General features: G+C 68.1%; 27 protein-coding genes and 1 tRNA gene. 12 read left to right on the plus strand and 16 right to left on the minus strand.

The window, feature by feature from the left end; all coding sequences use genetic code 11:
- Window positions 1–24 precede the first annotated feature (24 nt).
- The gene (locus tag BM310_RS01240; protein ID WP_089803929.1) at window positions 25–240 is read left to right on the plus strand and encodes a hypothetical protein; all 216 of its coding nucleotides are present in this window, start codon (window positions 25–27) and stop codon (window positions 238–240) included.
- A 12-nt stretch (window positions 241–252) separates the two neighbouring features.
- Here the strand turns inward: BM310_RS01240 and BM310_RS01245 are convergent, their stop codons facing one another.
- From BM310_RS01245 to BM310_RS01255, 3 genes are all read right to left on the minus strand, one after another.
- A complete protein-coding gene (locus BM310_RS01245) occupies window positions 253–672 on the minus strand; it encodes an RNA-binding domain-containing protein (protein WP_089803930.1) in 420 nt (139 codons plus the stop codon).
- Entirely contained in the window at window positions 669–1,268 is a 600-nt protein-coding gene (locus BM310_RS01250; RefSeq protein WP_089803931.1) for an AAA family ATPase, read from the minus strand. Before BM310_RS01250 ends, BM310_RS01245 begins: the two co-directional genes overlap by 4 nt.
- 133 nt (window positions 1,269–1,401) lie before the next feature.
- Entirely contained in the window at window positions 1,402–1,851 is a 450-nt protein-coding gene (locus BM310_RS01255; RefSeq protein WP_089803932.1) for a universal stress protein, read from the minus strand.
- 484 nt (window positions 1,852–2,335) lie between these two features.
- Here BM310_RS01255 and BM310_RS01260 point away from each other — a divergent pair, with 484 nt between their 5' ends.
- The 3 genes from BM310_RS01260 to BM310_RS01270 all read left to right on the plus strand — a co-directional run bounded on the left by BM310_RS01260 (window position 2,336) and on the right by BM310_RS01270 (window position 3,765).
- Window positions 2,336–2,713: a YccF domain-containing protein gene (locus BM310_RS01260; RefSeq protein WP_089803933.1), complete on the plus strand. Its 378-nt coding sequence runs from the start codon at window positions 2,336–2,338 to the stop codon at window positions 2,711–2,713.
- Between the two features lie 50 nt (window positions 2,714–2,763).
- Window positions 2,764–2,837 (plus strand) — tRNA-Arg (locus BM310_RS01265).
- 604 nt (window positions 2,838–3,441) lie between these two features.
- A complete protein-coding gene (locus tag BM310_RS01270; RefSeq protein ID WP_143105087.1) occupies window positions 3,442–3,765 on the plus strand; it encodes a hypothetical protein in 324 nt (107 codons plus the stop codon).
- A gap of 43 nt (window positions 3,766–3,808) precedes the next feature.
- Here the strand turns inward: BM310_RS01270 and BM310_RS01275 are convergent, their stop codons facing one another.
- The 5 genes from BM310_RS01275 to rio1 all read right to left on the minus strand — a co-directional run bounded on the left by BM310_RS01275 (window position 3,809) and on the right by rio1 (window position 10,132).
- Window positions 3,809–5,503: a hypothetical protein gene (locus tag BM310_RS01275; protein WP_089803935.1), complete on the minus strand. Its 1,695-nt coding sequence runs from the start codon at window positions 5,501–5,503 to the stop codon at window positions 3,809–3,811.
- A gap of 352 nt (window positions 5,504–5,855) precedes the next feature.
- Window positions 5,856–6,302 (minus strand): ABC transporter ATP-binding protein/permease, encoded by a 447-nt coding sequence (locus BM310_RS01280; RefSeq protein WP_089803936.1) that lies wholly within the window; start codon window positions 6,300–6,302, stop codon window positions 5,856–5,858.
- A gap of 390 nt (window positions 6,303–6,692) precedes the next feature.
- Window positions 6,693–8,342, minus strand: a complete 1,650-nt coding sequence (thsA, locus tag BM310_RS01285) for a thermosome subunit alpha (RefSeq protein ID WP_089803937.1) — start codon at window positions 8,340–8,342, stop codon at window positions 6,693–6,695.
- A 237-nt stretch (window positions 8,343–8,579) separates the two neighbouring features.
- Complete coding sequence (locus tag BM310_RS01290; protein WP_089803938.1) at window positions 8,580–9,122, minus strand: KH domain-containing protein; 543 nt, start codon at window positions 9,120–9,122, stop codon at window positions 8,580–8,582.
- Between the two features lie 86 nt (window positions 9,123–9,208).
- Entirely contained in the window at window positions 9,209–10,132 is a 924-nt protein-coding gene (rio1, locus tag BM310_RS01295) for a serine/threonine-protein kinase Rio1 (RefSeq protein ID WP_089803939.1), read from the minus strand.
- A 144-nt stretch (window positions 10,133–10,276) separates the two neighbouring features.
- On the opposite strand from rio1, the gene BM310_RS01300 reads away from it, so the two are divergent.
- Window positions 10,277–11,920: an ArnT family glycosyltransferase gene (locus BM310_RS01300; protein ID WP_089803940.1), complete on the plus strand. Its 1,644-nt coding sequence runs from the start codon at window positions 10,277–10,279 to the stop codon at window positions 11,918–11,920.
- A 37-nt stretch (window positions 11,921–11,957) separates the two neighbouring features.
- Here BM310_RS01300 and eif1A read toward each other — a convergent pair whose 3' ends face one another.
- On the minus strand, window positions 11,958–12,248 hold the full coding sequence (eif1A, locus tag BM310_RS01305; RefSeq protein WP_089803941.1) for a translation initiation factor eIF-1A: 291 nt from the start codon (window positions 12,246–12,248) through the stop codon (window positions 11,958–11,960).
- 92 nt (window positions 12,249–12,340) lie between these two features.
- On the opposite strand from eif1A, the gene BM310_RS21625 reads away from it, so the two are divergent.
- Window positions 12,341–12,520, plus strand: a complete 180-nt coding sequence (locus BM310_RS21625; protein ID WP_089806920.1) for a DUF7470 family protein — start codon at window positions 12,341–12,343, stop codon at window positions 12,518–12,520.
- 11 nt (window positions 12,521–12,531) lie between these two features.
- On the opposite strand, the gene BM310_RS01315 is transcribed toward BM310_RS21625, so the two are convergent.
- The 3 genes from BM310_RS01315 to BM310_RS01325 all read right to left on the minus strand — a co-directional run bounded on the left by BM310_RS01315 (window position 12,532) and on the right by BM310_RS01325 (window position 14,935).
- Window positions 12,532–13,359 carry an alpha/beta hydrolase gene (locus BM310_RS01315; protein WP_089803942.1) on the minus strand — a complete coding sequence of 276 codons (828 nt, stop codon included), beginning with the start codon at window positions 13,357–13,359 and terminating at the stop codon, window positions 12,532–12,534.
- A 76-nt stretch (window positions 13,360–13,435) separates the two neighbouring features.
- Complete coding sequence (locus tag BM310_RS01320) at window positions 13,436–13,867, minus strand: universal stress protein (RefSeq protein WP_089803943.1); 432 nt, start codon at window positions 13,865–13,867, stop codon at window positions 13,436–13,438.
- Window positions 13,868–13,939: 72 nt separating this feature from the next.
- Window positions 13,940–14,935 carry a tyrosine--tRNA ligase gene (locus BM310_RS01325; RefSeq protein ID WP_089803944.1) on the minus strand — a complete coding sequence of 332 codons (996 nt, stop codon included), beginning with the start codon at window positions 14,933–14,935 and terminating at the stop codon, window positions 13,940–13,942.
- Between the two features lie 157 nt (window positions 14,936–15,092).
- On the opposite strand from BM310_RS01325, the gene BM310_RS01330 reads away from it, so the two are divergent.
- Window positions 15,093–15,392, plus strand: coding sequence for a PLDc N-terminal domain-containing protein (locus tag BM310_RS01330; RefSeq protein WP_089803945.1), 300 nt, complete (start codon window positions 15,093–15,095; stop codon window positions 15,390–15,392).
- 2 nt (window positions 15,393–15,394) lie between these two features.
- Here the strand turns inward: BM310_RS01330 and BM310_RS01335 are convergent, their stop codons facing one another.
- Window positions 15,395–15,847 (minus strand): hypothetical protein, encoded by a 453-nt coding sequence (locus tag BM310_RS01335; protein ID WP_089803946.1) that lies wholly within the window; start codon window positions 15,845–15,847, stop codon window positions 15,395–15,397.
- Between the two features lie 65 nt (window positions 15,848–15,912).
- On the minus strand, window positions 15,913–17,892 hold the full coding sequence (locus tag BM310_RS01340; RefSeq protein ID WP_089803947.1) for a DUF460 domain-containing protein: 1,980 nt from the start codon (window positions 17,890–17,892) through the stop codon (window positions 15,913–15,915).
- A gap of 120 nt (window positions 17,893–18,012) precedes the next feature.
- Here BM310_RS01340 and BM310_RS01345 point away from each other — a divergent pair, with 120 nt between their 5' ends.
- Window positions 18,013–18,999, plus strand: coding sequence for a prohibitin family protein (locus BM310_RS01345; protein WP_089803948.1), 987 nt, complete (start codon window positions 18,013–18,015; stop codon window positions 18,997–18,999).
- A 2-nt stretch (window positions 19,000–19,001) separates the two neighbouring features.
- Window positions 19,002–19,379: a hypothetical protein gene (locus tag BM310_RS01350; RefSeq protein ID WP_089803949.1), complete on the plus strand. Its 378-nt coding sequence runs from the start codon at window positions 19,002–19,004 to the stop codon at window positions 19,377–19,379.
- Window positions 19,380–19,401: 22 nt separating this feature from the next.
- On the opposite strand, the gene BM310_RS01355 is transcribed toward BM310_RS01350, so the two are convergent.
- A complete protein-coding gene (locus BM310_RS01355) occupies window positions 19,402–20,274 on the minus strand; it encodes a PhzF family phenazine biosynthesis protein (RefSeq protein WP_089803950.1) in 873 nt (290 codons plus the stop codon).
- Between the two features lie 106 nt (window positions 20,275–20,380).
- On the minus strand, window positions 20,381–21,310 hold the full coding sequence (gene rnz / locus BM310_RS01360) for a ribonuclease Z (RefSeq protein WP_177232575.1): 930 nt from the start codon (window positions 21,308–21,310) through the stop codon (window positions 20,381–20,383).
- Window positions 21,311–21,417: 107 nt separating this feature from the next.
- Here rnz and BM310_RS01365 point away from each other — a divergent pair, with 107 nt between their 5' ends.
- The 3 genes from BM310_RS01365 to BM310_RS01375 are packed head-to-tail and all read left to right on the plus strand — an operon-like array spanning window position 21,418 to window position 23,585.
- A complete protein-coding gene (locus tag BM310_RS01365) occupies window positions 21,418–21,903 on the plus strand; it encodes an SHOCT domain-containing protein (protein ID WP_089803952.1) in 486 nt (161 codons plus the stop codon).
- Between the two features lie 33 nt (window positions 21,904–21,936).
- A complete protein-coding gene (locus BM310_RS01370) occupies window positions 21,937–22,980 on the plus strand; it encodes an AAA family ATPase (protein WP_089803953.1) in 1,044 nt (347 codons plus the stop codon).
- Window positions 22,980–23,585: a protein sorting system archaetidylserine decarboxylase gene (locus BM310_RS01375; RefSeq protein ID WP_089803954.1), complete on the plus strand. Its 606-nt coding sequence runs from the start codon at window positions 22,980–22,982 to the stop codon at window positions 23,583–23,585. The genes BM310_RS01370 and BM310_RS01375 overlap by 1 nt, the downstream gene beginning before the upstream one ends.
- The last annotated feature ends 97 nt before the right edge of the window (window positions 23,586–23,682 follow it).

Raw genomic sequence — 23,682 nt, forward strand, 5'->3', positions numbered from 1 at the left:
TCCGCCCCGACCGTATCGGGGCCTATGACGGACCAGCGACGGTGCCCCGATTGCGGTGTCGACATGGAGCGGATGGACGTACAGACGACGGACGGCTTCAAACTCCACCTCGTGACGAACGAACCGAAGCGGGGGCTACTCGGCGGCATCGGGATGAAAGAGACGCTCGCGCCGTCGGTGTACGTCTGCCCGGAGTGCGGACTCGTCCGCCTCTACGCGGACCGCGACGAGGCGGACTGAGACTCCGCCGCGCTACTCCCGTTCGTCGGGCTGAACCGGTTTCCCGTCCTCCGTCGGCGGCGCGACGTGGTCGACGAACGCCTCGACGCCCGGGCTGTCGACGGTGACGTGCACTTCGATGTCGCCGAGTTCGTCGGGGTTGCCGACGGCGAAGTTGACGACGCCCTTGAACGCCGCCTGCTTCTTCAGCGCGAACGAGAAGCCGTCCTCGTCGGCGCGCTTGGTGAACTCCCGGCGGGCGGTGTCGAGGATGGCCTGCTCGTGGAGTTTCTCGGAGAACTGTTCGAGCGAGTGCGTCTCGCCGACGATTCGGCCCGCCTCGCGCTCGAACTCCACGTTCGGGAAGATGTTGCGCACGGCGTCTTCGACCCTGTCCGTCACCTCCGTGTCGCGCACCGGGACGACGATGCGCGCTTCGGCGCTGTATATCATGCGTTGCCCTCCGCTTCGCGTTCGGTTTCCGGGTCGTCGGACTCGACGGCGTCGGGACCCTCCCGCAGGAGCGTCCGGATTCGCTCGCGGAACCGTTCGAGCGACTCCGTGTTCTCGACGACGACGTCCGCGCGGTCCATCACCTCGCCCATGCCGAAGCCGAGTTCGCGCTCCTCCCGTTCGCGCAACGCCTCGCGGTCCACGTCGCTGTCGTCGCGGCCGCGGTCCGACAGGCGTTCCGCGCGCAGGTCGAACGGGGCTTCGATGCTGACGAGGACGAACTCGTCGCCGTAGGCCTCCTCGAAGCGGTCGAGTTCGTACTCCGAGCGGAGGCCGTCCACCAGCACCACGTCGCTCGTCTCCAACTCCGTCTCGATGAGGGGGAGCGACCGCGCGGCGATGGCGTCCAGTCCCTCCTCATCGCGGAGCGCTTTGGCTATCTCGCCGTGGTGCTCCGCGGGGTCGAGGCCGCGCGACCGACACTCGGCGCGAATCACGTCGCCCATGGTCACGACCGGGACCCCCGCGTCCCGCGCGACGTCCGCGGCTTCGCCCTTCCCGCTTCCGGGGAGCCCGACGGTTCCGATGACCTTCATCGTCGCTCGCTTCTCGTCTGCCGGACTTAGGAGTGCCGTTCCACCTCTTTACTTCGTCCGGCGCGCCGAAAGCGCACCACTCCTCGTAACAATCTGGACCACAGGCGGTGAATCGAGAGCGATGGTTGCGAGGCTACTCGCTGACGTCGGTCTTTATCACCGTCGCTGCCCGCGTGGTCAACCGGAGGACCCGATCGGTGACGCTCCCGAGAAGGGCCCGGTACTCTGCGGGTCGGCGCTTCGTCCCGAGCACCAACAGGTCGACGTCGCTCTCGTCAGCGTACGTCACGATCTGTTCGGCGGGCTGGCCGTGCCGTAGAGCCTCGACGACTTCGACGCCGTGCTCGGCTGCTCTGGTACGGATATCCTCTATCGTGTCTTCACCCAGTTCTTCCAAGCCGTGCTCCGGACCTTCGGCTTCGTCGACGTACTCATCACCACTATACGACGTCACCACGTCCTCGTCGACGACGTAGAGCACGTGCAGTACGGCGTCGTGAGCTGCAGCTAATTCGATCGCGTGCGATTCGGCCTCCGCAGAGGCAATCGTTCCGTCGGTCGAGAGCAAGATTCGGTCGTACATTCGGCGGCATTTCGACGACGAAGGAGATAAAACCAGTTCTGGCTCTTACCGTCTGAGGAATGCATCCAGAAGACGGGCACGTCATCGGACCTGCTCGTCCGGGTTTCGTTCGTTTGGCTGGTTTCAAACGGAGGGGAACCGGGGCTCGGACGGATGTGAGCGCATCCTCTCGGAGCGTTCGAGCAGGGCCTGACCGACCGCCGGGCCCCCGGTGGCTTCGACCCGACCCGGCGCGTTCGTTGCCGCACCGACATCCCAACCACTGGGACCGACTCGCGCCCCGCCTCTTGCAAGACGGCGAAACCGTCGTCTCCGTCTGGTAGGACTCGTAGCGGTCGGTTCTCCACCTGCACGTAGCGAATCTCGCCGTCTCGTTCCAGTTCTTTTCGACGAGGAGAAATGGTGCTCCTGACTGCCGGAACTCTCTTCTCTACTCGCCGCTCCGTCCGACGACGCTTTACTCTCCGAGCGACTCGTTCCGCGTATGAGCGACCGTTCCCTCCTGGTCCGTGCGCTGTGGTTCGTGTTCGTCGGCTGGTGGGCGACGCCCATCGTCGTCAACGCCGCGTGGGCGCTGAACGCCACTATCGTTCTCCTCCCACTCGGTATCAAACTCATCAACCTCGTCCCGACGGTACTCTCGCTGAAGGAACCGCGCTCGCTGTCGGCGCCCGACTCCGGCCGCGGTCAGCGTTCTCTGCTCGTCCGCGCCGTCTACTTCGTGTTCGTCGGCTGGTGGCTCAGTTTCCTGTGGGCGAACGCCGCCGCGATACTGGCCGTCACCGTCGTCGGCCTGCCCGTCGCCTACTGGATGTTCAACCGTCTGCCGTTCGTCACGTCGCTGTACCGATTCGACGGCTGACGGGCCGAACCCACATCGCTTTTGAACTGCCGGGAAGTGAGTGCAATCGAGGGCGCGTAGCTCAGTTGGACAGAGCGTCGGACTTCTAATCCGATGGTCGCGGGTTCGAATCCCGTCGCGCTCGTTTTTCGCCGAGCGAAGCGAGGCGTGAAAACGATTACCGGCGGGATTCGAATCAGAGAGCGAACGGAGTGAGTGACCGTGGTTCGAATCCCGTCGCGCTCGCTTCGTTCGCGGGGGTCCCGTCGCGTTCTTATCTGTTTCCGCCGCCGAGCGAAGCGAGGCGTGAAAACGACTACCGGCGGGACTCGAATCAGAGAGCGAACGGAGTGAGCGACCGTGGTTCGAATCCCGTCCCGCTCGTTCGGCCTTCGGGAGAACTTCGTTCTTCCGTGCTCCCGTTCGCTCCGCTCACGGGAACTTCGGCCTCACTCGCGCGACGACCCCCCGCTCGCTTCGCTCGCGGGGGTCCGTCACTTCTCCTGCCGACGCCCACCATTCCATCGACGCGAGCAGCAGAACCGCGCTCCGCTTCGAGAGTCGTTGCATGGAACGGTCGACGACCAACTAGTGCAATTTTTGGTATTTCACAACTTCTTTACTATCTCTGCTCGTAACAGTTCGATATGGTAAATATCGATCATCAAGCGATAACTCATCTGACGAGTGGCTCGGTCGGTCGTCCCGTTATCGCGAGTGCGACGCTCTCTTTGGAGGACGGACGCCAGGTGCGAGGATTCGGAAAGTCGTATCTCACGTGGGGCCGCGCGGAGTCGAAGGCGCTCCAACAGGCGAAGTGGGCCGCCGAGGAAACGGGGTTATCGTACGAGGTGACGGAACTTTCGGTCGGAAATGGCCTCTCGATAACGTTCCTCGACACCGAGTACCGCGTCCGTGAGTCGAACTTCGACTTCCCGCCGTACAAGGTCGGACTGCGCGTCCACGCACCCAACCAGTCGTTCGACGTCGCCGGTACCTCCTTCTTCCGCCTCGGTCGAGCCTTCGGGGACGCCATCTCGACGGCCCAGTCTCGCCTATCGTCCCAGCCCTAGCGGCGGCATTGCGCCCTTCTCGAACCGTTCGCCGACCGCGTTCTCACTTTCGGAGTTCGTCGAGGACGCTCCGTTTGGCGATCCACTCGCCGACCTGCGAGAGCAACCAGACGGGTGTGAACACGATGGCCGTCCCGACGACCAAGAGTAACCGCGCCGCGGCTTTCGCCAGGTCGTAGAGCACCAACGCCGTGTTGACGGCCACCGCGAACGCGGAGACGAGTAAGGCGATTCCGAGCACGCCCCCGACCGGTTCGGGTAGCGACTCGGGCGACCCGACGGCGATGAAGACGCCCACGCTGACGAGGAAACAGACGGTGAACGCGCCCCAACTGATGGCGAGTCGTCTCATACCGCCGTCGGTACCGTACTGCGGGTCGTCTCGCCACGCGCTGAATCCCGTGACGACGACGTACGGCGACATGAGCACGAACGCGACGACGGCGGCGACGCCGACCGTCTCCACTTCGTTCGGACCACCGGTGAGGGGACCGTTCACTGCGGCGAACCCGACGCCGGTCGCGAGCGTCGACACGCCGACGGCCCACGGGAGAGCGTGGAAGTCGGAGAGTTCGACAGCGACGGGGAACGTTCCGAACGCGAACAACAGCGTCGACGCGGCGGCGACGACAGCGACGGCCCAGAACGCGGTTTCGCCGAGCGGGATGGCCGCGGTCTGTTCCGTGAGCGACGCCAGCAGAACCAGACAGACCGGGGGGAGCAGGAATCCGGGTGCACGCGTCCGTATCTCGTCGGGCGTCTCGACCCCGTGCATCGACGTGCGCATCTGTCCGGGGATTCGTTCGAGTATTCGCACGCCGTACTGTACCGCGTAGACGATGGAGGGGACGACGAGAATCAGCCCGAGTCCGACGTTCTCGGGGGAGTCGATGACGGACTGCGGGAGGCTCCATTGCGAGAAGACGTACAGGCCGAACACGACGGCGACGAAGATGACGAAGGTGACGTACAGGAGGACGAGCAACTCTCGGATTCCGCCCCACGCGGCGACCGTTCCGGTCGATATCTTCTCGGCGAGGTCCCGCCCTGCCGGCAGATAGCTCGGCGTACCGATAGACCCGCCGACGCTGTCGTAGGCCGCGAACCCGACGACGAGCAGTTCCGGTATCGGATACAGCAGCGACACCTCCGCCAGCAACACGCCGAGAGCGACAGCGACGAACGCGCCGCGGAACGTGAACTCGAAGAACGACAGTTCCGTCCGCATCCTCTTCGGGAGCACTACCATCGACTCGTCGTCGTAAGAGAGGACCCTCGTCGAGGACCCGACGTTCGGGAGAACGGTCGCCACGCCGAACAACGGGACCGTCATCCCGACGACGACGACGGCCGACTGCACGGAGAGGGGAAACGGGGTCGTTCCGACCGAGGGGATAAGCGAGACGATCGCCTTCTCCGTCACGATACCGACGAGGATGGCGGACACCGAGAGCGCGGTTCGTACGGGGAGGCCGGCGGCCCAGTCGCTGATTCGCGTCGGAAACAGATGTGGCGCGAAGTAGAACACGAGCGAGAACAGGAACAGCCACCCGATTCCCCACCCGATCGTTGCGAGGTCTAGCACGTGGCGGCTGACGATCAACATTCCCAGCGGAACGACGAGACTGTCGCCGATACCGACCAACTCAGCCACACCCCGAAAGAGGAGGTCCGTCACCGCGAGTCCGCCGATGCCACCGAGGAACAGCAATCGACTCTGTCCGGAACCTACTACCATGGCGTACTTTCTGTACATCTGTCTTGTTATATTTTAGTCGATACCGCTCCGGCCGACCGAGTGCTCCTGAGCGGCCCCGATGGCCGTGACCGCTCCTCGCCGTCACTGTCGTTGAATTCCCGCAAAGAGAGCGAGTCGATCGGCTACGGACGGGTGCTACACGGCGTCTGACGACCGTACAGTCGCGGTTTCAGAGCAGTTCGAGCGTCCGTCCGCAGTCCGGGCACTCCTCGTCCACGATGCTCACCGGCGTGTCGCAGTCCGGACAGAACTCTCGGTAGCAGGCGGGGTCGCCCATGTCGCCGTCTACGCGCCCCCGCCTGTTGTACGTTGTCGCCGGTGAGCCTCCGGCTCACTCGTCGGCCACGTCGGCCGTCTCGCGGAGCCAGTCCTGACCGAACTGCGCGCCGTAGAGGCGGGCGTACGTCCCGCGCCGCCGGACCAACGCCGCGTGCGTCCCCGCCTCGACGACGCCCCCGTCGGCGACGACGTAGATTCGGTCCGCGTCGTCGACGGTGGACGGCCGGTCCGTGACGACGACGAGTCGGCGGCGGCGCGCGAGGGCGGCGTACCGTTCCCGTTCGTCCTCCTGTCGCCCGTCGCTCCCGAGAGCGTTCCGGAGGACGCCGTCGGCGTCGAGGAGGCGGTGCGCGACGGCGGTCAGGGCGGCACCGTCCGTCGCGGTTCCGACGACGGCGACGAACGATTCGTCCGCGGCGGGCGGTTCGAGGCGGCGGGCCGTCGGTACCGCGCCGGACTTCCTCGCGTCCGTCGCCGACTCGCCGGCGTGCGGGTTCATGGCACGGCGGTACGCCGCGTCTGGTGATAAGTAGTCACGCCGATACCCGGCGCGGCGTTCGTTTCGGTGGGACTAACCCCGCGTTTCGGGTGGAACAGTCATCCTCCCGCCGTCGATGCGGACGAACATCCGATTCGGCAGTCGGGGAGTCAGGTCCGCCGTCGGCGCGGGCGTCCGGTAGTCGGTGCGTACCGCGAGACGCGTCGCTGTCGGGCGCGGCGTCGAAAGAATGTCGGGTTCGGCGTGAAGCCGACGGTTGCGCGACGATTCAGACGGGGGTCGTGGGGGCGTACGGGTCCGGCGTCCGAAGGGGCTCGCGGGTCACGTTCGTTCCCCGCTCGCCTGTCGAGGCGGGTTTCCGCTCCCGTCGGTCGCGTTTTCCCGCCTCGCTTACATCGCGCCGCCCATACCGCCCATGCCGCCCATGCCGCCCATGCCGCCGCCGCCCGGGGGCATGTCGTCGCCTTCGTCGTCGTCGCCCGTCTGGCCACCGGAGAGGTCGCCAGCGGCGATGACGTCGTCGATGCGGAGAATCATGACGGCCGCTTCCGTCGCGCTCTCGATAGCCTGCGTCTTCACGCGGAGGGGTTCGACGACGCCCTCCTCTTCCATGTCGATGACCTCGCCCGTGTAGGCGTCGAGGCCGGCACCGAACTCGCCGCCGTCGTGGCGGGCGCGGAGGTCGACCAGCGAGTCGATGGGGTCGAGACCGGCGTTCTCGGCGAGGGTGCGCGGGATGACGTCGAGTGCCTCGGCGAACGCCTCGACGGCGAGCTGCTCGCGGCCGCCGACGGAGTCGGCGAACTCGCGGAGCTGCAGGGAGAGTTCGGTCTCGGGCGCGCCGCCGCCGGGGAGGACCTTCCCGTCTTCGAGCGTCGTGCGGACGACGCCGAGGGAGTCCTCGATGGCGCGTTCGACCTCGTCGACGACGTGGTCGGTACCGCCGCGGAGGATGAGCGTGACGGACTTGGCGTCCTCGACGTCCTCGACGAAGATGCGCTGGTCGCCGCCGATGTCCTTCTCGGCGACGGAGCCGGCAAAGCCGAGGTCGGACTCCTCGATGTCGTCGAGCGAGCCGACGACGCTGCCGCCCGTCGCGCGGGCGAGGCGCTTGAGGTCCGACGACTTCGCGCGGCGGACCGCGAGGATGCCTTCCTTGGCGAGGTAGTGCTGGGCCATGTCGTCGATGCCGTCACCGACGAACACGACGTCGGCGCCGACGTCGGCGAGCTGGTCGACCATCTCCTTCAGCTGCTTCTCCTCCTGGTCGAGGAACTGCTGAAGCTGGTCGGGGTCGGTGACGTTGACTTCGGCGTCGATTTCGGTCTCGCGAACTTCGAGGGCGCCGTCGAACAGGGCGACGTTGGCGTCCTCGACCATGTAGGGCATGTTCTCGTGGACGCGCTCTTTGTCCACGATGACGCCCTCGACGAGTTCGGAGTTGTCGATGGAACCGCCGACGACCTTCTCGACGGAGACGTTGTCCGTGTCGATGCCCTCGTCGTCCGCGACGGCCAGCACGGCGTCGACGACGAGTTCCGCGAGGAGGTCCTTCGCGGACTCGGCGCCCTTGCCCGTCATCGCCGTCGAGGCGATCTTCACGAGCGTCTCGCGGTCGTCGGGGGAGACGTCGATGGCGTCGTCTTCGAGGACCTCTTTGGCCTTCTCGGCGGCCTGACGGAAGCCCTGTGCGATGGTGGTGGCGTGGACGTCCTGCTCGATGAGTTCCTCGGCCTGGTCGAGGAGTTCACCGGCGATGACGACGGCCGTCGTCGTTCCGTCTCCGACCTCGTCCTCCTGTGTCTCGGAGACTTCGACGATCATGTTGGCCGCGGGGTGGTCGATGTCCATCTCCTTGAGGATCGTTACGCCGTCGTTGGTGACGACGACCTCGCCGGAGTTGTCGACCAGCATCTTGTCCATGCCCTTCGGACCCAGCGTGGTCCGGACGGCTTCGGCCACGGCCTTCCCGGCCGTGATGTTCATCGACTGCGCGTCCTTCCCCTGCGTGCGCTGGGAATCTTCACCCAGAATAATCATGGGCTGACCCTGCTGCATTCGCTGAGACATATTCGCTCCGATGGTTGTTTGCGATTCTATAAAAAAGTTTCCCATGCGGTTGGCCAAACCGGCACACGGGGCGGCTCTACGCGTGTTAGACGTTGGCATGAAACCGCCCCTATATATACGTAACCGGTCGTCCCGACGCCGACTCGGTCCGTCCGCCGAACCAGTCGCTCCCGGTCGTTCGGAGCGGTCAGAGAGAGAAGAATCCGTTCAGTCGGAGGGCTGGACGTCGAAGTCTCGCGTCAGTTCGTTGTGCTTGCGTTCGAGGAACGAGTAGACCGCACCGTGGGGGGCGCCGTCGAGAATCATCCCGACGGCGCGACGGACGGCCTCGACTTCCTCCGGTTGGCCGATGATGCCGAGCGTCGTCCCGCGGATGACGACTTCGGCGCCCGACAGTTCCTCCATCAGTTCCCGCGTCCGGCCGTTCTCGCCGATGAGTCGGCCCTTCTGTCGCTGGAGGTCGTTCTTGTTCCGCGTGTGCTCTTGCAGGTCGACGAGTTCGAACGTCCGCATGTCGTCGTCGAGAAGCGAGAGCGCGGCTTCGGGCGTGAAACCGCGGCCGACGGCGCGGACGATGTCGGGGGCGAGCATCCCGGTCACCGGGTCGCCCACCTCGTCGATGGCGACGGCGCCCGTCTCGGAGTCGATGTCCAGGCGAACTTCGGCCCGACGCTCTATCTCGCGCATCGTCTCGCCGCCCTCGCCGATGAGGACGCCGATACGGTCCTGCGGGACCTTCACGTGTTGCATATACCACTCGCTATCCGGCGGAACGGTTTAAGAGTTTGTCCGGCGGTTCGGGGAGTGTGGACGCGTCTCGTGGCGGTCTGGGTGTGTCACTCGTCCGTCGGTTCCGCGTCCGTCCCGGCGTCCCGTTCGTCCACGTCCGGGTCCCCCGTCGGGTCGGCGTCCACGTCGGTGACGAACTCGTACAGGTCGTCGGCCGAGGTATCGGTTCCCTGCCGCGAGAAGAACTTCGCGACGTTGCGGCAGTCCCGTCGGAGGAACTCGCCCGCGTTCGGGTGGTGGACGGTGACGGCCTGTCCGAGGTCGATTATCACGAGTTCGCCGTCGTGGATTATCATGTTGTACTCGGAGAGGTCGCCGTGGACCAGACCGGCCGAGTGGAGTCGTCGCATGTACTCCCGGACGACTTCGTACGCCGTCTCGGGGTTCTCGACGTTCACCTCCGCGAGACGACGCGCCCGGTCCTCGACCAACCCCACCAGTTCCATCACGAGGACGTTCCGCTCGACGGCGATGGGTTCGGGCACGCGGACGCCCGCCCGGCGGGCGCGTTCGAGGTTGGCGAACTCCTTCTGCGTCCACGCGAGGACGACCCGCTTCTTGTCGTTACCGATGCCCTCGAAGCGCGGGTCCCCCTCGAGGTAGTCGCGCATGTGCCGGAAGTTCGACGCGTTGATGCGGTATATCTTGACCGCGACGTCGGTGTCGTCCTGACCGAGCGCTTCGTACACGTTCGCCTCCTTCCCCGTCGAGATGGGGCCACCGAACGCGTCGATGTGGCCGTCCTGAACGAGTTTGTAGATGGCGGCGAACGTCGCGTCGTCGAACACCGACTGCTCGACTTTGAACTGGTCGGCGTCCTTCAACCGCTTTCTGAACTCGTCGAACTTTCGGTCGCGCTTTCTGGCGATGCGGTCCGCCTCGGTGTCCGTGACGTCTATCGACTCCCACTCGTCACCGGGCGTGTCCGCCTCCTCCGGCGCGACGAGGCCGAACTCTTCGCTCTCGGTCATCTCTCGGAACCTACGAGCGGCCGACGGAAAAGCGTCACAGGTCGAGCCCCGGTGATTCGGCCGCGTCGGCCGCGATTAAGTTCTCCGTTACACGGGCCGTATCCGCGGTATAACCAAGGCGGCGACACCGAACGGTACGAAGCGATGAACTCCTCTCGGTCCCGTCCGGGCGACTCCTCGGCGTCCGTCCGGTCGCTCCTCGGGTCCGGCCTCGGCATCGCCCTCCTCGTGGCCGGACTCGCGGTCTGGTACGCGACGAACCTCTCCGGCAGTTTCCACGTGGACGAGACGCTGTACGCGCAGTCCGGACTCGCCGTCTTCCGGGGGAACCCGTACACCAACCCCACGCACGCGTTCGCGCCGACGGCGAAGTACTTCGTCGGCCTCGGACAGGTGCTGTTCGGCCGGACGACCGTCGGCGCCCGCGCCTTCGTCGTCGGCTTCGGACTCGCCGCGGTGTACCTCACCTACCGACTGGCGACGACGCTCCGCGGTCCGGTCGTCGGACTCGTCGCGGCGTTCCTCCTCGGCACCTCCTACCCGTTCGCCACGCAGTCGGTGGTCGCGATGCTCGACGTCCCCCTCGCCTGCTTCGTCGTCGTCCTCACCGTCGTGACGCTCCGGTGGCACCGGACGCGCGACCGCGCGTGGCTCCCGTTCGTCGGCGTGTTCGCCGTGGCCGCGGCGACGACGAAGGCGTACGGCTTCCTCTACGTGCTCCCGCACGTCTGCTTTCTCGGCGTCGTCCTCGCCCGCCGGTACGGCGTCCGGTCGCTTCACCGACGCGCGTCGCCGTTCGTCGGCGGGTCCATCGTCGCCCTCGGCCTCGTCTACCTCCCCCTCGTCCTCTTTCGACACCCGCCGGCCCCCGCGGAGTACACCGCCGGCGTCCCCTTCGCGTCGGCGATTCTGGACCTCCCCGTCGTCGGTAACTTCGCCTACGTGTTCGGCGCCGCCCTCGTGAAGAACCTCGTCCACACCGGCGACGGACACGCCGTCGTCGTCGCCGGCTCCGTCCACCAGTACCCGCCCGTCTGGTCGTACCTCTACTGGCTCGGCACGGAGGGCGGGACGCTCCTCCTCGGCGCGTTCCTCCTCGCCGTCGCCGCCGCCGCTTTCCGAGCGACCGCCGAGCGAGACGCTCGATGGGCGCTCCTCGGGGCGGCCATCGTCGTTCCGTTCGTCGCGCTCAGCCTGCTGACGGTCAAATTCCCGCGCTACGTCCTCCCGCTGTACCCGCTCGTCTTCGCCGCCGGCGTCGTCGCCGCCCGGGACGGACTGGTCGTCGCCCGCCGACGGCTCAGAGTCAACGGCGTCCGCGTCTCCCGGTCGCAGGCCGCCGCCGCGGTGGCCGTCCTGCTCGTCGTCGCCCTCCTCGCGCCGCCGTCCGCCGCCCTCCGGTCGGCGACGCAGCCCATCGGCACCGACTCGGGCTACGACGACGCGGCCGACTACGTCGCCGAGATGGCCGCCGACGACCCCGACGAGACGGTGACGGTGCTCACCTACAGCGGCACGATTCGAATCCCGTTCGCGTACTACCTCGGCGACGCCGAGAACGTGGAGGTACACAACTTCCAACTGAACGACGGGGTCAGCGAGCGCCAGTACGCCGAGTACCGGCGCATGATAGAAGACGACGAGATAGACGTCGTCGTCACCCGGTCCATCCAACCGCGTCTGGACGAGTCGTTCCACGAGACGGTGACGGCGCACGGCGAACGCGTGGTGTCGGTGCCGCAGGTGCCGGGGGAGAACCGGGTCGTGGTCTACCGACTGGAGGAGTGAGTGACGAGCGAGCGCACCGTCGGCGAGAACAGTCGATTCAGGCGATGTGACCTTCTTCGCGGAGCTGGTCGGCCTCGGACTTCTCGTAGCGCCACGTCACGTCGGCCTTCTCGTCCTGCCAGTCCCACGGTTCGACGAGGACCACGTCGTCCTCGCGAATCCAGATTCGCTTCTGCATCCGGCCCGGAATCCGCGCGGTCCGCTCGACGCCGTCCGCACAGCGAACCTTGATTCGGTTCGCACCGAGCATGTTCGTCACGACGGCGAACACCTCGTCGTCGTCGGGCATTCGGAGGTCGCGTCGCCCCGCGTTCTCGTCGTCGCTCATGGGGCCGTGTTCGTTCCCGCGTCGTTTAAAACCGCCGTTCAGTTTCTTCGCCAGAGCGGTACGCTTAGGTGAGTGTCGGGGCGAGCGACGGTATGTTCGACAAACTCGGTGCGAAAGGTATCGCCGGTGTCGTCTGCCTCCTCGTCGGCATCGCCGTCGTCGCCTACCAGGCTCCCATCGTCGCCGCCGGCATGGCCCTCGTCGTCGCCGGACTGGGTCTCGTCGCCTCCGGCCTCGTCCAGTCGGCGCTGGGCGCGTTCGGGATGGTCTGAGGGGCGACCCCTCACAGCACGTCTCGTAGCCACGCGAACACCGCGTCTCGAAGGTCCGGGTACCAGTACGACGAGTGCAGGTAGACGTGGTCCGCTCCGGGGTCGGTCCGGAGTTTCACCCTCGCGCCCGCCTCCGCCAGCGACGCCGCCAGCGTCTCCGAGGATTCGACGGAGACGACGCCGTCCGCCTCGCCGTGCAGGAGGAACGTCGGCGGCGCGTCCCCGGAGACGTGCGTGAGGGGGGAGGCGGCGGCGTACCGGTCGGGGTGGTCGTCGGGCCCGCCGCCGAGGAGCGCTCGGACCTCCGCCGTCTCGTCCGCCCGCAGGTCGTACGCGCCGCTGACTCCGACGGCGGCGTCGACGGCGGGCGCGGGCCCTCCCCCGCCGAACGCGCCGTCCGGTGCCAGCGCGGCCAACAGCGAGAGGTGCGCACCCGCGGAGTGGCCGACGACGGCCACCCGGTCCCCGTCGCCGCCGAACGTCTCCGCGTTCGCTCGGACCCACGACAGACACCGTCGAACGTCGCGTATCTGCGCGGGGAACGTCGCCTCGTCGCTCGGTCGGTACTCGACTTCGACGGCGACGAACTCCTCGCTGACGTCGTCGTCGGCCGTTTCTCGGGAGTTCGCGGAGGCGCCTCCCGCGGCGTCCAGCGCCCACCGGGCGAACTGCCCGCGCGCGCCGGACTCCCACCCGCCGCCGTAGACGAAGACGACCACGGGCGCGCCCGAGACGCCCGCGCTCCGGTAGGTGTCCACCCGGAGGCGGTCGGTCACCTCGCGGCCGCGTTCGACCCGTATCTCGCCGGTCCGTCCGCCGTCGTCGCTCGCGTCGGTCACGACTCACCCGGCGTTCCGGCGGACCGAGAATCTTCTCCCGCGGGCGTCGGGGGGCGACCCGCCGCCCCCTCTCCGCTCACCTGATGACCGTCACCGGGACGCTCGCCTTGTCGACGACGCTCTTCGCGACGCTCCCGACGACGAGTTCCCGTTCCTCGGACAGCCCTCGGTGGCCGACGTATATCGCGTCGGCGTCCGCCTCGTCGGCGTACTCGACGACGGCGTCGGCAGGCGCCCCGGTCAGCAGACGCGTCTCGACGGGCGGACCCCCGCCCGTCGCTTCGGCGACGTCGGCCGTCAGTTCTTGCGCCTCCCGGAGCGCCTCCTCCCCCATTTTCACCGCCTTGTCGCCGCCGGGGAGGACGATTTCGCCGCCGACCAACTCCGTCTCGGGCGTCAGGACGTGGACGATTTCCAGCGTGGCGTCGAGCGCTATCGCGTGCTTCGCGGCGTATCTGACGGCCGCGTCGGCCTCCGCCGACCCGTCCGTCGCGACGAGGAATCTCATATCCGTCAGTCCGACCGCCGTCCGGAAAAACAGCACCGCAGGTTCTCAGCCGGTGAGACCGTTCGATACCGCTCAGGACCGCTGCTGTCGAATCTGCTCGCGGCCGGGGGCGACGAGTTCGTTCAGGTAGTCCGCGAGCGCTCCCTTGGCGTCGGCGGGGTGGAGTTCGCCCGAGTCGAGGTCCGCGGCCAGCGACTCGTAGTCGTCGTACGTCAGGTCGCCGCCGTACTGTTCGGGGCGTTCGACCACGACGTCGCCGAACCGGGGGAAGACGTGGTACTCGAATATCTGCAGCACGGGGTTCTCCCGTTCCTCGCCGTCGTCGGTGGGGTCGGGGGTTCGCGACGGCGGGCAGTACGCCTTGTTCACCTTCTCGCGCAGTTCCTCTTCGCTGTCCTCCATCGAGATGGAGACGCCCGCCGAGGAGGACATCTTGCCGACGCCCGTCGAGAGGTCGGCGATGAGGGGGGTGTGCAGGCACGTCGGCGCGTCCGCGTCGATGCTCGGCAGGGTGTCGCGGGCGAGCATGTGGACCTTCCGCTGTTCCATCCCGCCGATGGCGAGGTCCACGTCGAGGTAGACGATGTCCAGCGCCTGCATCAGCGGGTAGACGGCCTGCGCGACGGTGACGGTGTCGCCGCTCTTTATCTCGGCCATCGCGCGTTCGGCCCGCGACAGCGACGTCTCCAGTTCGAGGGCGTGCAGGTCCAGCGCGTACGCTTCGTCCAACTGGAACTCCGAGCCGAGGACGAACTCCGTCTGGTCCTCCGCCAACCCGTAGGCGACGAACTGCTCCTGCATCCGCGTCGCCGTCTCGCGAATCTCCTCGAACGTCCCCTTCCCGTTGAGGTAGGCGTGGACGTCCGCGAGGAGGACGACTACCTCGAAGCCGGCCTCCTGTAACTCGATGAGTTTGTTGGCCGTCAGCATGTGGCCGATGTGGAGGACGCCCGACGGTTCGTAGCCGACGTAGGCCCGCTTTCCGTCGGGGTCGTCGGCTAACGAACGTACCTCGTCCTCCGTGACCACCTCGGCGGCGTTCCGGGTGATCAGGTCGTACGCGTCCATACGTGTTCGTGTCCGGGGGGGAGGATATGACTTCTGGAACGACTCTTCGACGCTCGCGTCCGCGTCCCCGGGAGACGGTCCGCCAGCGGCGACCCCTCCGCCGAACTCCGGGCGGGTAAAGAAACGCTCATGCCCGTTCCACCGCTAGCGACGACCGATGGCAACGCGTTCACCGCTCGTTATCCTCGCGGGACTCGTCCTCGTCGCGTTCGTCCCACTCGCGGTCATGTGGGTGACCGTCGCCGGGTGGGGCGGACTGGGCTACCTGCTCGGGTTCGCCGTCTACTTCCTCGTCTTCCACGTCCTCGTCCCGGCGCGAGTGTACGTCCACGCCCGGGACCGCGGCAGCAACTCGAAACTCGCGTGGACCGCGCTCGCGTTCGTCCTCCCGATTCTCGGCGCGGCGCTCTACTTCCTCGTCGGGATGGCGTTCGACCGGGCCGAACCGGCCGGCTGAGACTACGCCACCAGCGACAGCACCGTCGTCGCGAGGCCGTACGTCACCCCCGTCGAGAGGAGGAGCACCGCGCCGCCGAGTCCGACCCCCCGCTGCGACTCACGCTCTGAGACCGACTGGTAGCCCCGGGCGAGGAGGGAGACGGCCGCGAACAGGGCGAGTGCGCCGCCGCTGACGAACACGAGCGCGTCTCGCTGCCCGGCCGAGACGAGCCGTATCGCGTCCGCCCACCGGAGACCGAACTGAACCGCCGCGAACGACATCCCGCCGACGGCGGCCGAGAGTAAGAGGTTGGGGAGCCACTCCGGCGTCGGCCCGACCGAGAGCGCGTCGCGAACGCGGCCGGCGGCGGCGAACGGGAGGGTGAACAGGCCGGCGACGAGGCCGACGGCGCCGCCGAAGGCGACTGCGACGACGGCGGCGAACGCGACGCCGCCGGGTGGAGAGAAGGGCATAGCGCAGGGTTGCTGTCGGTCGGCTTGAACGTTCGGGAGAGACGAGTGGGCGCGCCGCCGTCGCGTCAGCGACTCTCGCTCCGCGTCTCGGCGCGGTGTTCGGAGATGATGCGGTCGACCATCTGCGACTGCTGTTCCTTCCGGCGGTCCGCCGCGCGGCGCTCCCAGTCGTCGATGAGTTCGGCCACGTCGGACTCGCGGGCGACGGCGAGTTCGTCTATCTCCTGCATCGTCACGCCGTCGGCCGGGCCGACCGGAATCTCGTGGTCGAACAGCACCGCGTCGGCGGCGTCGGAGAGGCCACCGGAGCGGATGACCGCCCGGGGGTCCGTCTCCGCGAGTCGCTCGGCCGTCGACCGCCCGGCACCGGAGGCGTCGCGGAGGTACACCACGTCGCCCGCGGCGAGTCCGTACGCCTCGTCGGCGCGTTCGATGGCGTCCTTCGTGAACTGCTCGACCACCTTCACGGGGACGAGGTTCTTGTTGGTGTTCACGTCGGCGAAGTTCGAGTGGTCCAGCTTCCAGAGGCGCTTCAGGCGCTCTATCTTCTCCGCGAGTTCCTCGTTCTCCTCGCGGACGGACGCCAGTTCGCGTTCGAGCCGACCGTTGTCGCGTTCGAGACGCTGCACCTCCCGTCGCTCTCTGGCCTCGCGCCGTTCCTCCCGCTTGGCCTCAGACAGTTCCTCCTTGTACTCCTCGATGGTCTCGTCTTTCTCCTCGATGGTCGCTTCGAGGCTCTCGGTGTGCGATTCGAGGCGCTCGACGCGGCGTTCCAGCCGGCGAATCTTCTTCTCCTCGTCGGTCAGTTCCCGCTCCTCGTGCGTCGACTCCTCGTTGTCGTCGCCGCCGTCGTCGCCGGTCATCTCGCGGAGGACCGCCTCGACGGACTCGTCGCCGGCGACGACGCGGGCGATGACCTCGCCGCGTTCGATGTTCGGCGGCACCTTCCGCGAGATGCGCTGGAACTGGTCCTCGTGGTCGTCGAAGGCGAACAGGGCGGCGGCCAGCGCGTCCCGTTCGTGGTCGTTCTCGTAGCCCGCGTCGCGCGTCCGGTGGAGCTTCTCGTCCACCGGGAGGTCCGACTCGGGCACCCACGCCGCGGCGTCGAAGCTCCGGCGGAACTTCTCGACTGTCTCGGGCATCGGCTCCACGTCGGCGGCGACGATGACCGGGCGCCCGCGTTCGATGAGCCACTCGATGACGTCGGCGGTGTCGGCGGTGCGCGTCGAGTGGACGTCGAGTTTGTTGCCGTCGAGGTCGACGACGGCCGTCGCGGTGGTCGTGCCGGGGTCGATGCCGACGATGACGTGGTCGCGGCGCTTCACGAGCGGTTCGAACTCGATGCCGTCGCGGCGTTCCCGCTCGATTTCGACGCGCGTGTCCCCGGCGCGGCCGGTGGAGACGGGGATGTCGTCGGGCCGCCCCTCGACGGTGAACACCGCGTTCGAGTAGCCGCCGTACTTCTCTGTCGGGTCCACCTCGTACTCCAGGCCGGCCTGCTTCAGTCGGTCCGCTATCTCCCGGCTCCGACGCTTGACGGAGCCGTGGATGCGGCGGGTGTAGCGGTCCTGACTCCACCCGCCCTTCCCGGTCGAACGTCCCCGCGACACCTTCACCGTCGTCGTGTCGGTGAACGCTGACACCTCGTAGCCGACGTTGACCGCCGCGAGTCGCGCCGCCGCCTCGGCCTCCTTCATCGGCTTCTTGCCGTAGGGGACGCCGTGGCGCGAGGCCACCCGCGACAGGGGTTCCGGTCGCTCGGCGCCGGTCACCTGCACCAGTTTCGTCTCGGTCGGGAGGGCGCGGAGGAAGTGGACGAGTTCGTCCTTGTCCGCCGCCAACTCGTACATGTTGTCCGTGGCGAGGATGGCCGGACGCTCTCGCTCGACGAGTCGTCGCAACTTCCGGTGCGAGACCACGTCGCGGTCGATGTTCTCGCCGTCGAACGCGACGACGGCGTAGGAGGGTGAGTCGCCGCGCACGTCTCCGCTCTGGATGTCCACGCCGAAGACGAGGGAGTCGAGCGCGCTCGTCCGGTCGTTCACACGAGCGTTTGGTGGCGTATGGATATGAATCCCACGCCGGGGGCGAATCGACCGACAGGTTCGATTCACCGTCCCCTCGTGCTACGAAACTAACAAATCCTCCCCCGCCTAACTCCGCCCGTGAGCGCAGACATCTCCCCGCCCTCCGCGTCGCCGAAGTCGCTCGCGCGGATGGCACTCACCGCCGGTATCGCCCTCCTCCTCATCGCCGCTCCGGTCGCGGGTCTCCTCGCGTGGGAACCCGTCGAAGAGGGGAACGTCAAAGTCGTGAAGAAGTGGGGCGCGACGACGGGTGAAGTGTTCCAGCCCGGCGCGCACTTCGTCAACCCCGTCTCGCAGTCCACCGCCTCCCTCTCCGTCCGCCCGCAGTCGTACACGATGTCCTCGCAGTCGGGCGAAGGGGCCGAAGGCCAACGCGACGACGCCATCACGGTCCTCACCGAGGACGGCCTCCGCACCGACATCGACGTGACCGTCCGGTACCGCATCGACGCCGGCAACGCCGTCAAGTTCTACACCGACTACCGGACGCTCCCGACGGCCGAAGAGCGCCTGATTCGCCCCTCCATCCGGTCGGTGCTCCGCACCGAGGCGGGTCGGCTGCCCGTCACGGAGATATACACGGGCGAGGGACAGACCCGACTGAAGCAGGCCGCCGAAGAGCAGTTGTCCACCGAGTTCGCCGAAGCGGGCCTCATCCTCGAAGCCGTCCAGATTCGCAACGTCGAACTCCCCGCGCAGTACGCGCAGGCCGTCGAGCAGAAGGAGATAACCGAACAGCGTCGCCAGCAGAAGCAGGACGAACTCGCCGTCGAGAAACTGGAGGCCGACCGGAAGCGCATCGCCGCGCAGGGTGAGGCCGACGCCAACCGCATCCTCTCGAACTCGCTGGACCAGCGCATCCTGACGCAGAAGTACATCGAGAAACTCGACCGGACGGACACGGTGTACATCCCCGTCGGCGGCGACGGCTACCCGCAGTTCGTCCGCTCGATAGAGCCGGGGTCGAACGCCGGCAACGTCTCGAACGTCACCGTCGACACGTCCGGGGCGGCGTCGTCGGGCGTCGGCGGGAACTCGTCGACGAACGGCACCGCGGACGCCTGACCGTGCGCCTCCGGACCGAACTGCTCGTCGCAGTCGCCGTGTTCGTCGCCCTCGGCGCACTCGCCCGCACGCCCGCGGGTCGGTTCGTCCTCCCACTCGTGAGTCTCGCCGTCCTCGGCGGGATGGCGTACCTGCTGACGCGGGACCCCGCCTACGCGCGGACGACGGTGGGTGCCCGGACGCGACTGCTCGACTCGCGCGAGGACGGCGCGGACGATGGCCGCGACGGCGGCGTCGCTCCCGGCCGCGCCGCCTGCATCGACTGCGGCGCGCCCGCGACGACGACGCGCCGGTTCGTCCGCGAGTTCGTCGTCCTCGGCGTCCCCCTCGTCCTCCTCGACGACGGGACGAACCGCTACTGCGACGACTGCTTACCCTGAGGCTCCCGAATCCGGCGGCGTCTCACAGCAGCGCCCCCTCCGCGACGAACGCCACCTCGCCGCCGACGCGGACGGCAACCTCGTCGCCGTCCTCTGCTTCGAGGTGGAGCACCGACGGCCGGCCCATCTCGTACCCCTGTTCGACCGAGACGGCCACCTCGTCGTCGCCGAAGTAGCGGTACCGAGCGAGGTAGCCCGCCAGACAGCCGTTGGCGCTCCCCGTGGCCGGGTCCTCGGGGACGCTGTGCCCGGGCGAGAACATCCGCGCGGCGAGGTGGTGGTCCTCGGACCGGGGGTCCGCGCAGAACGGGAAGACGTTCTCGACGCCCGTCCGGTCCAGCAGACTGTCGTACGCCGCGCGGTCGACTGACACCCGTTCGAGGGCGTCGCGGTCGGTCAACGGCACCAGCACGGCGGGCAACCCCGTCGAGACGACCTGCACGGGCCACTCGCGGTCCACGTCGGCGTCGTCCAGTCCGAGGACGCGCGCGAGGCGGCCGTGGTCGAGTTCGTCGCCGAACTCGGGGGCGTTCTGCGTCATCCAGTACGCCTCGTCGTCGCCCGCGCCGCGGACCTCCACGGGTATCTCGCCGACCGGGAGGTCCAAGACCACGTCGTCGCCGGCGTCGAACCGCTCTCTGAGGACGGCGGCCGTCCCCAGCGTCGGGTGTCCGGCGAACGGAATCTCCGCCTCCGGCGTGAAGATGCGGACGGGCCACGCGCCGTCCTCGGAGTCGCCCTCGACGAACGTCGTCTCCGAGTAGTTCATCTCCTGCGCTATCGCCTGCATCTCCTCGTCCGTGAGCGACGCGGCGTCCTCGACGACGGCGAGTTGGTTCCCGGCGTAGCGCCGTTCGGCGAACACGTCCACGAGGTGGAACGGATTCCGCGGCATGGGGCCGACTGCGTCGCCGTCGGAGAAAAGGCTACGGAAGGAATGTCACGTGCTACCGTACGATGGTGATGGGGAGTCGCCGCCGTCGGTCGCGCGTCGCCGACGCCTACTCGTCGGCGTCGGGGTACGGCAGGTCGAGTTTCTGGCCGTCCTGCGGGACGAACGCCTCGCCGTCGAACGCCGCCCGCGCCTCGCGTTCGATGGGCGAGGCGTCGCCGGCGTACCGCGAGGAGATGTGGGTGAGCGCGAGGCGTCGCGCGCCGGCGCGGGTGGCGATTTCGGCCGCCTCCGCACCCGTCGAGTGGCCGGTCTGTCGCGCCCGGTCGGCCCTGCTCTCGTCGAACGTCGCGTCGTGAATCAGGAGGTCCGGTTCGTCCGTCACCCCGACCGTCGCGTCGACGGGACGGGTGTCGCCGGTGTAGACGAGTCGCCGGCCGGGTCGGGGGTCGCCGACGACCTGTTCGGGGCGGACGACGGTGCCGTCGTCCAGTTCGACCGCCTCGCCCTCGTGCAGGCGGCCGAAGTCGGGGCCGACGGGGACGCCGAGTTCCTCCGCTCGCTCCCGGTCGAACCGCCCCGGTCTGTCGTCCTCGACCAGCGCGTACCCCATCGACCGGACGTTCCGGTGTTCGGTCTCGAACGTCCGGACCTCGTAGTCGTCGCCGTCGAGGGCGACGGTCCCCGGCTTGACCTCGTGGACGTTGACGGGGTACCCCGGCCGGTAGCCGCCGGCGTTCACGAGGCTCTGGAGGTGTCGCTTCGACCCCGGCGGCGCGTGGATGGCTATCGGTTCCTCGCGGTCGTTGAAGTCCCACGTCTGAATCAGGCCGGGGATGCCGAGGACGTGGTCGCCGTGGAGGTGCGTGACGAACAGGTGCGAGACGCCGAATCCGGTCCCGAAGCGCATCATCTGTCGCTGCGTCCCCTCGCCGCAGTCGAACAGCAGTCGCTCGCCGTCGCGGTTCACGAGCAGTGCACTCGGGCCTCGTTCGGTCGTCGGCACCGCCCCGCCGGTCCCGAGGAACGTCACGCGCATCGACATGCTTCGACTGAATGGCGGCGGCGGTAAACCCGTGTCGAATCGGTCGGGGGTAGTCCGCCGATAGCACGCACTCTTTTGCGGTTCGGGAGTGAGTCGTACGTATGAGCGACGGACGTCGACGCAGCGACGGAGACGCCCGCGGGCGGGACGCGCCGTGGGACAGTGACTGGTGGGACGACGGGAGCGGCGACTGGGCCGGAATCGCCTCGCTCCTCGTCCTCGGCCTCGGACTGGGCTCGCTGTTCGGCCTCCTCCCCATCGGGCCGTTCTGGGCCATCTTCGCCATCGGCTTCGCCGTGGTCGTCCCCCTCGTCGCCGTCCTCGAAGACCGCCTGCGCGACTCGTCGGCGGCGGAGGTCCCGCCGGAGTCGGAGGTGCGCCGCCGCGCCGACGAGGCGGCCGCGGACGACGACTCCGTGGCCGACGCCCTCGACCGACTCCGGGACCGCTACGCCCGCGGCGAACTCTCGGACGAACAGTTCGAGCACAAACTCGAAGTGCTGCTGGAGACGGAGACGCCCGAGGACGCCCGCGAACGGACCGGCCGACGGCGGCGCGAACGGGAGTCACCCGAGACGGAGACGTAGGGTTTCTTACGCTCGGGATGCTACCCGAGTCCGATGGACGCGCCCCTGTGGACGGAGACGCACGCGCCCTCGCTCTCGGACCTTCCACAGTCGGAGGTCCGCGACCGACTGGGCCGGACCGTGGACGAACCGATGAACCTCGTACTGCAGGGGCCGCCGGGCGTCGGCAAGACGGCCGCCGTCCGCGCACTCGCCCGCGAGTCGCACGAGGACCCCGACAACGACCTCGTCGAGATAAACGTCGCCGACTTCTTCTCGCGGACGAAGAAGCAGATTCGCACCGACCCCCGCTTCGAGCAGTTCCTGACGGGCCGGAGCCGGATGGCAAAGCGCGACATGATCAGCCGCGTGTTGAAGGAGTCTGCGGGCTACGCCCCCGTCTCCGGCGACTACAAGACCATCCTCTTGGACAACGCCGAGCACATCCGCGAGGACTTTCAGCAGGCTCTCCGCCGCGTGATGGAGAAGCACCACCGCACGACCCAGTTCGTCATCACGACGCGCCAGCCGACGAAGCTCATCCCGCCGATTCGCTCCCGGTGCTTCCCCGTCCCCGTCCGGGCCCCCTCCACGGAGGAGACGGAGGCGATTCTGGCCGACATCGCCGAGAGCGAGGACGTCGCGTCCGAGGAGATGGCGCTGAACATCGTCGCCTCGAAGGCGAACGGCGACCTCAGGGAGGCCATCCTCGCCGCCCAAAGCGCCGCCGTCGAGGGCGACGGCGAGATAACGATGGCGTCGGCGCAGGCGGCCCTCTCTGAGGTCGGTCACGACGAGACGCTGAAGGAGGTTCTGGAGACGGCGCGCGCGGGCGAGATACGCGACGCCCGGAAGACGCTCACCACTCTCCTCGACGACGAGGGGTTCGAGGGGCAGGAACTGCTGCGGGACCTCCTCGGCATCGCGGACAGATACCCCGAGGAGTTCGGCGAGGCGGACGTCGTTCGCCTCCACCGCCTCGCCGGGTCGGTCGACCTGGACCTCGCGTCCGGCCTCGACGACCGACTCCACCTGACGCACCTCCTGTCGGCGTGGGCGACCGGACAGCACGAACTGGACGGGGAGCGACTGGCCTGATGCGCTACGCGCCCGGCGTCCGGCGGTTCGCGCTCCCGGCGTTCCTCGCGGCGGCCGTCTCGGCCGTCGTCGCACCGCCCTTCGCCCTCGTCTGCCTCCTCGTCGGCGGGTTCGTCCTGTGGTTCTTCCGCGACCCGGACCGCCGTCCGTCGGCGCGGGGCGTCCTCTCGCCCGCCGACGGCCGCGTCTCCGTCGTCCGCGAGGAGGGCGAACAGGTCCGCGTCGGCGTGTTCATGAACGTCACCGACGTGCACGTCAACCGCGCGCCGTTCGACGCGACGGTCGAACGCGTCACCCACCGCCCCGGGGCGCACCGGCCGGCGTTCTCGAAGGAGTCCGAGCGGAACGAACGCGTGGACGTGGACCTCTCGACGCCCGAGGGCCCGGCGGAACTGTCGCTCATCGCGGGCGCGTTCGCCCGCCGCATCCACCCCTATCTGCGGGAGGGGGACGAACTCCGCCGCGGCGAACGCGTCGGCCACATCGACTTCGGCAGTCGCGCGGACGTGCTCTTGCCGCCTTGCTACGACCGCGACGACCTCCTCGTCGAGGAGGGTGACACGCTCCGGGCGGGCGAGTCCGTCGTCGCGCGGCGCGAGGCGTGACGCCGCCGGCCGGACGCGCACGCCCCGTGGACGACGTCGTCCGCGCTCCAGATGCGCCTGCTCCCCAGTTGCTATTACGCCCGCCGTCGAACGTCGA

The organism is Halogeometricum rufum (assembly GCF_900112175.1).
Lineage (GTDB): Archaea > Halobacteriota > Halobacteria > Halobacteriales > Haloferacaceae > Halogeometricum > Halogeometricum rufum.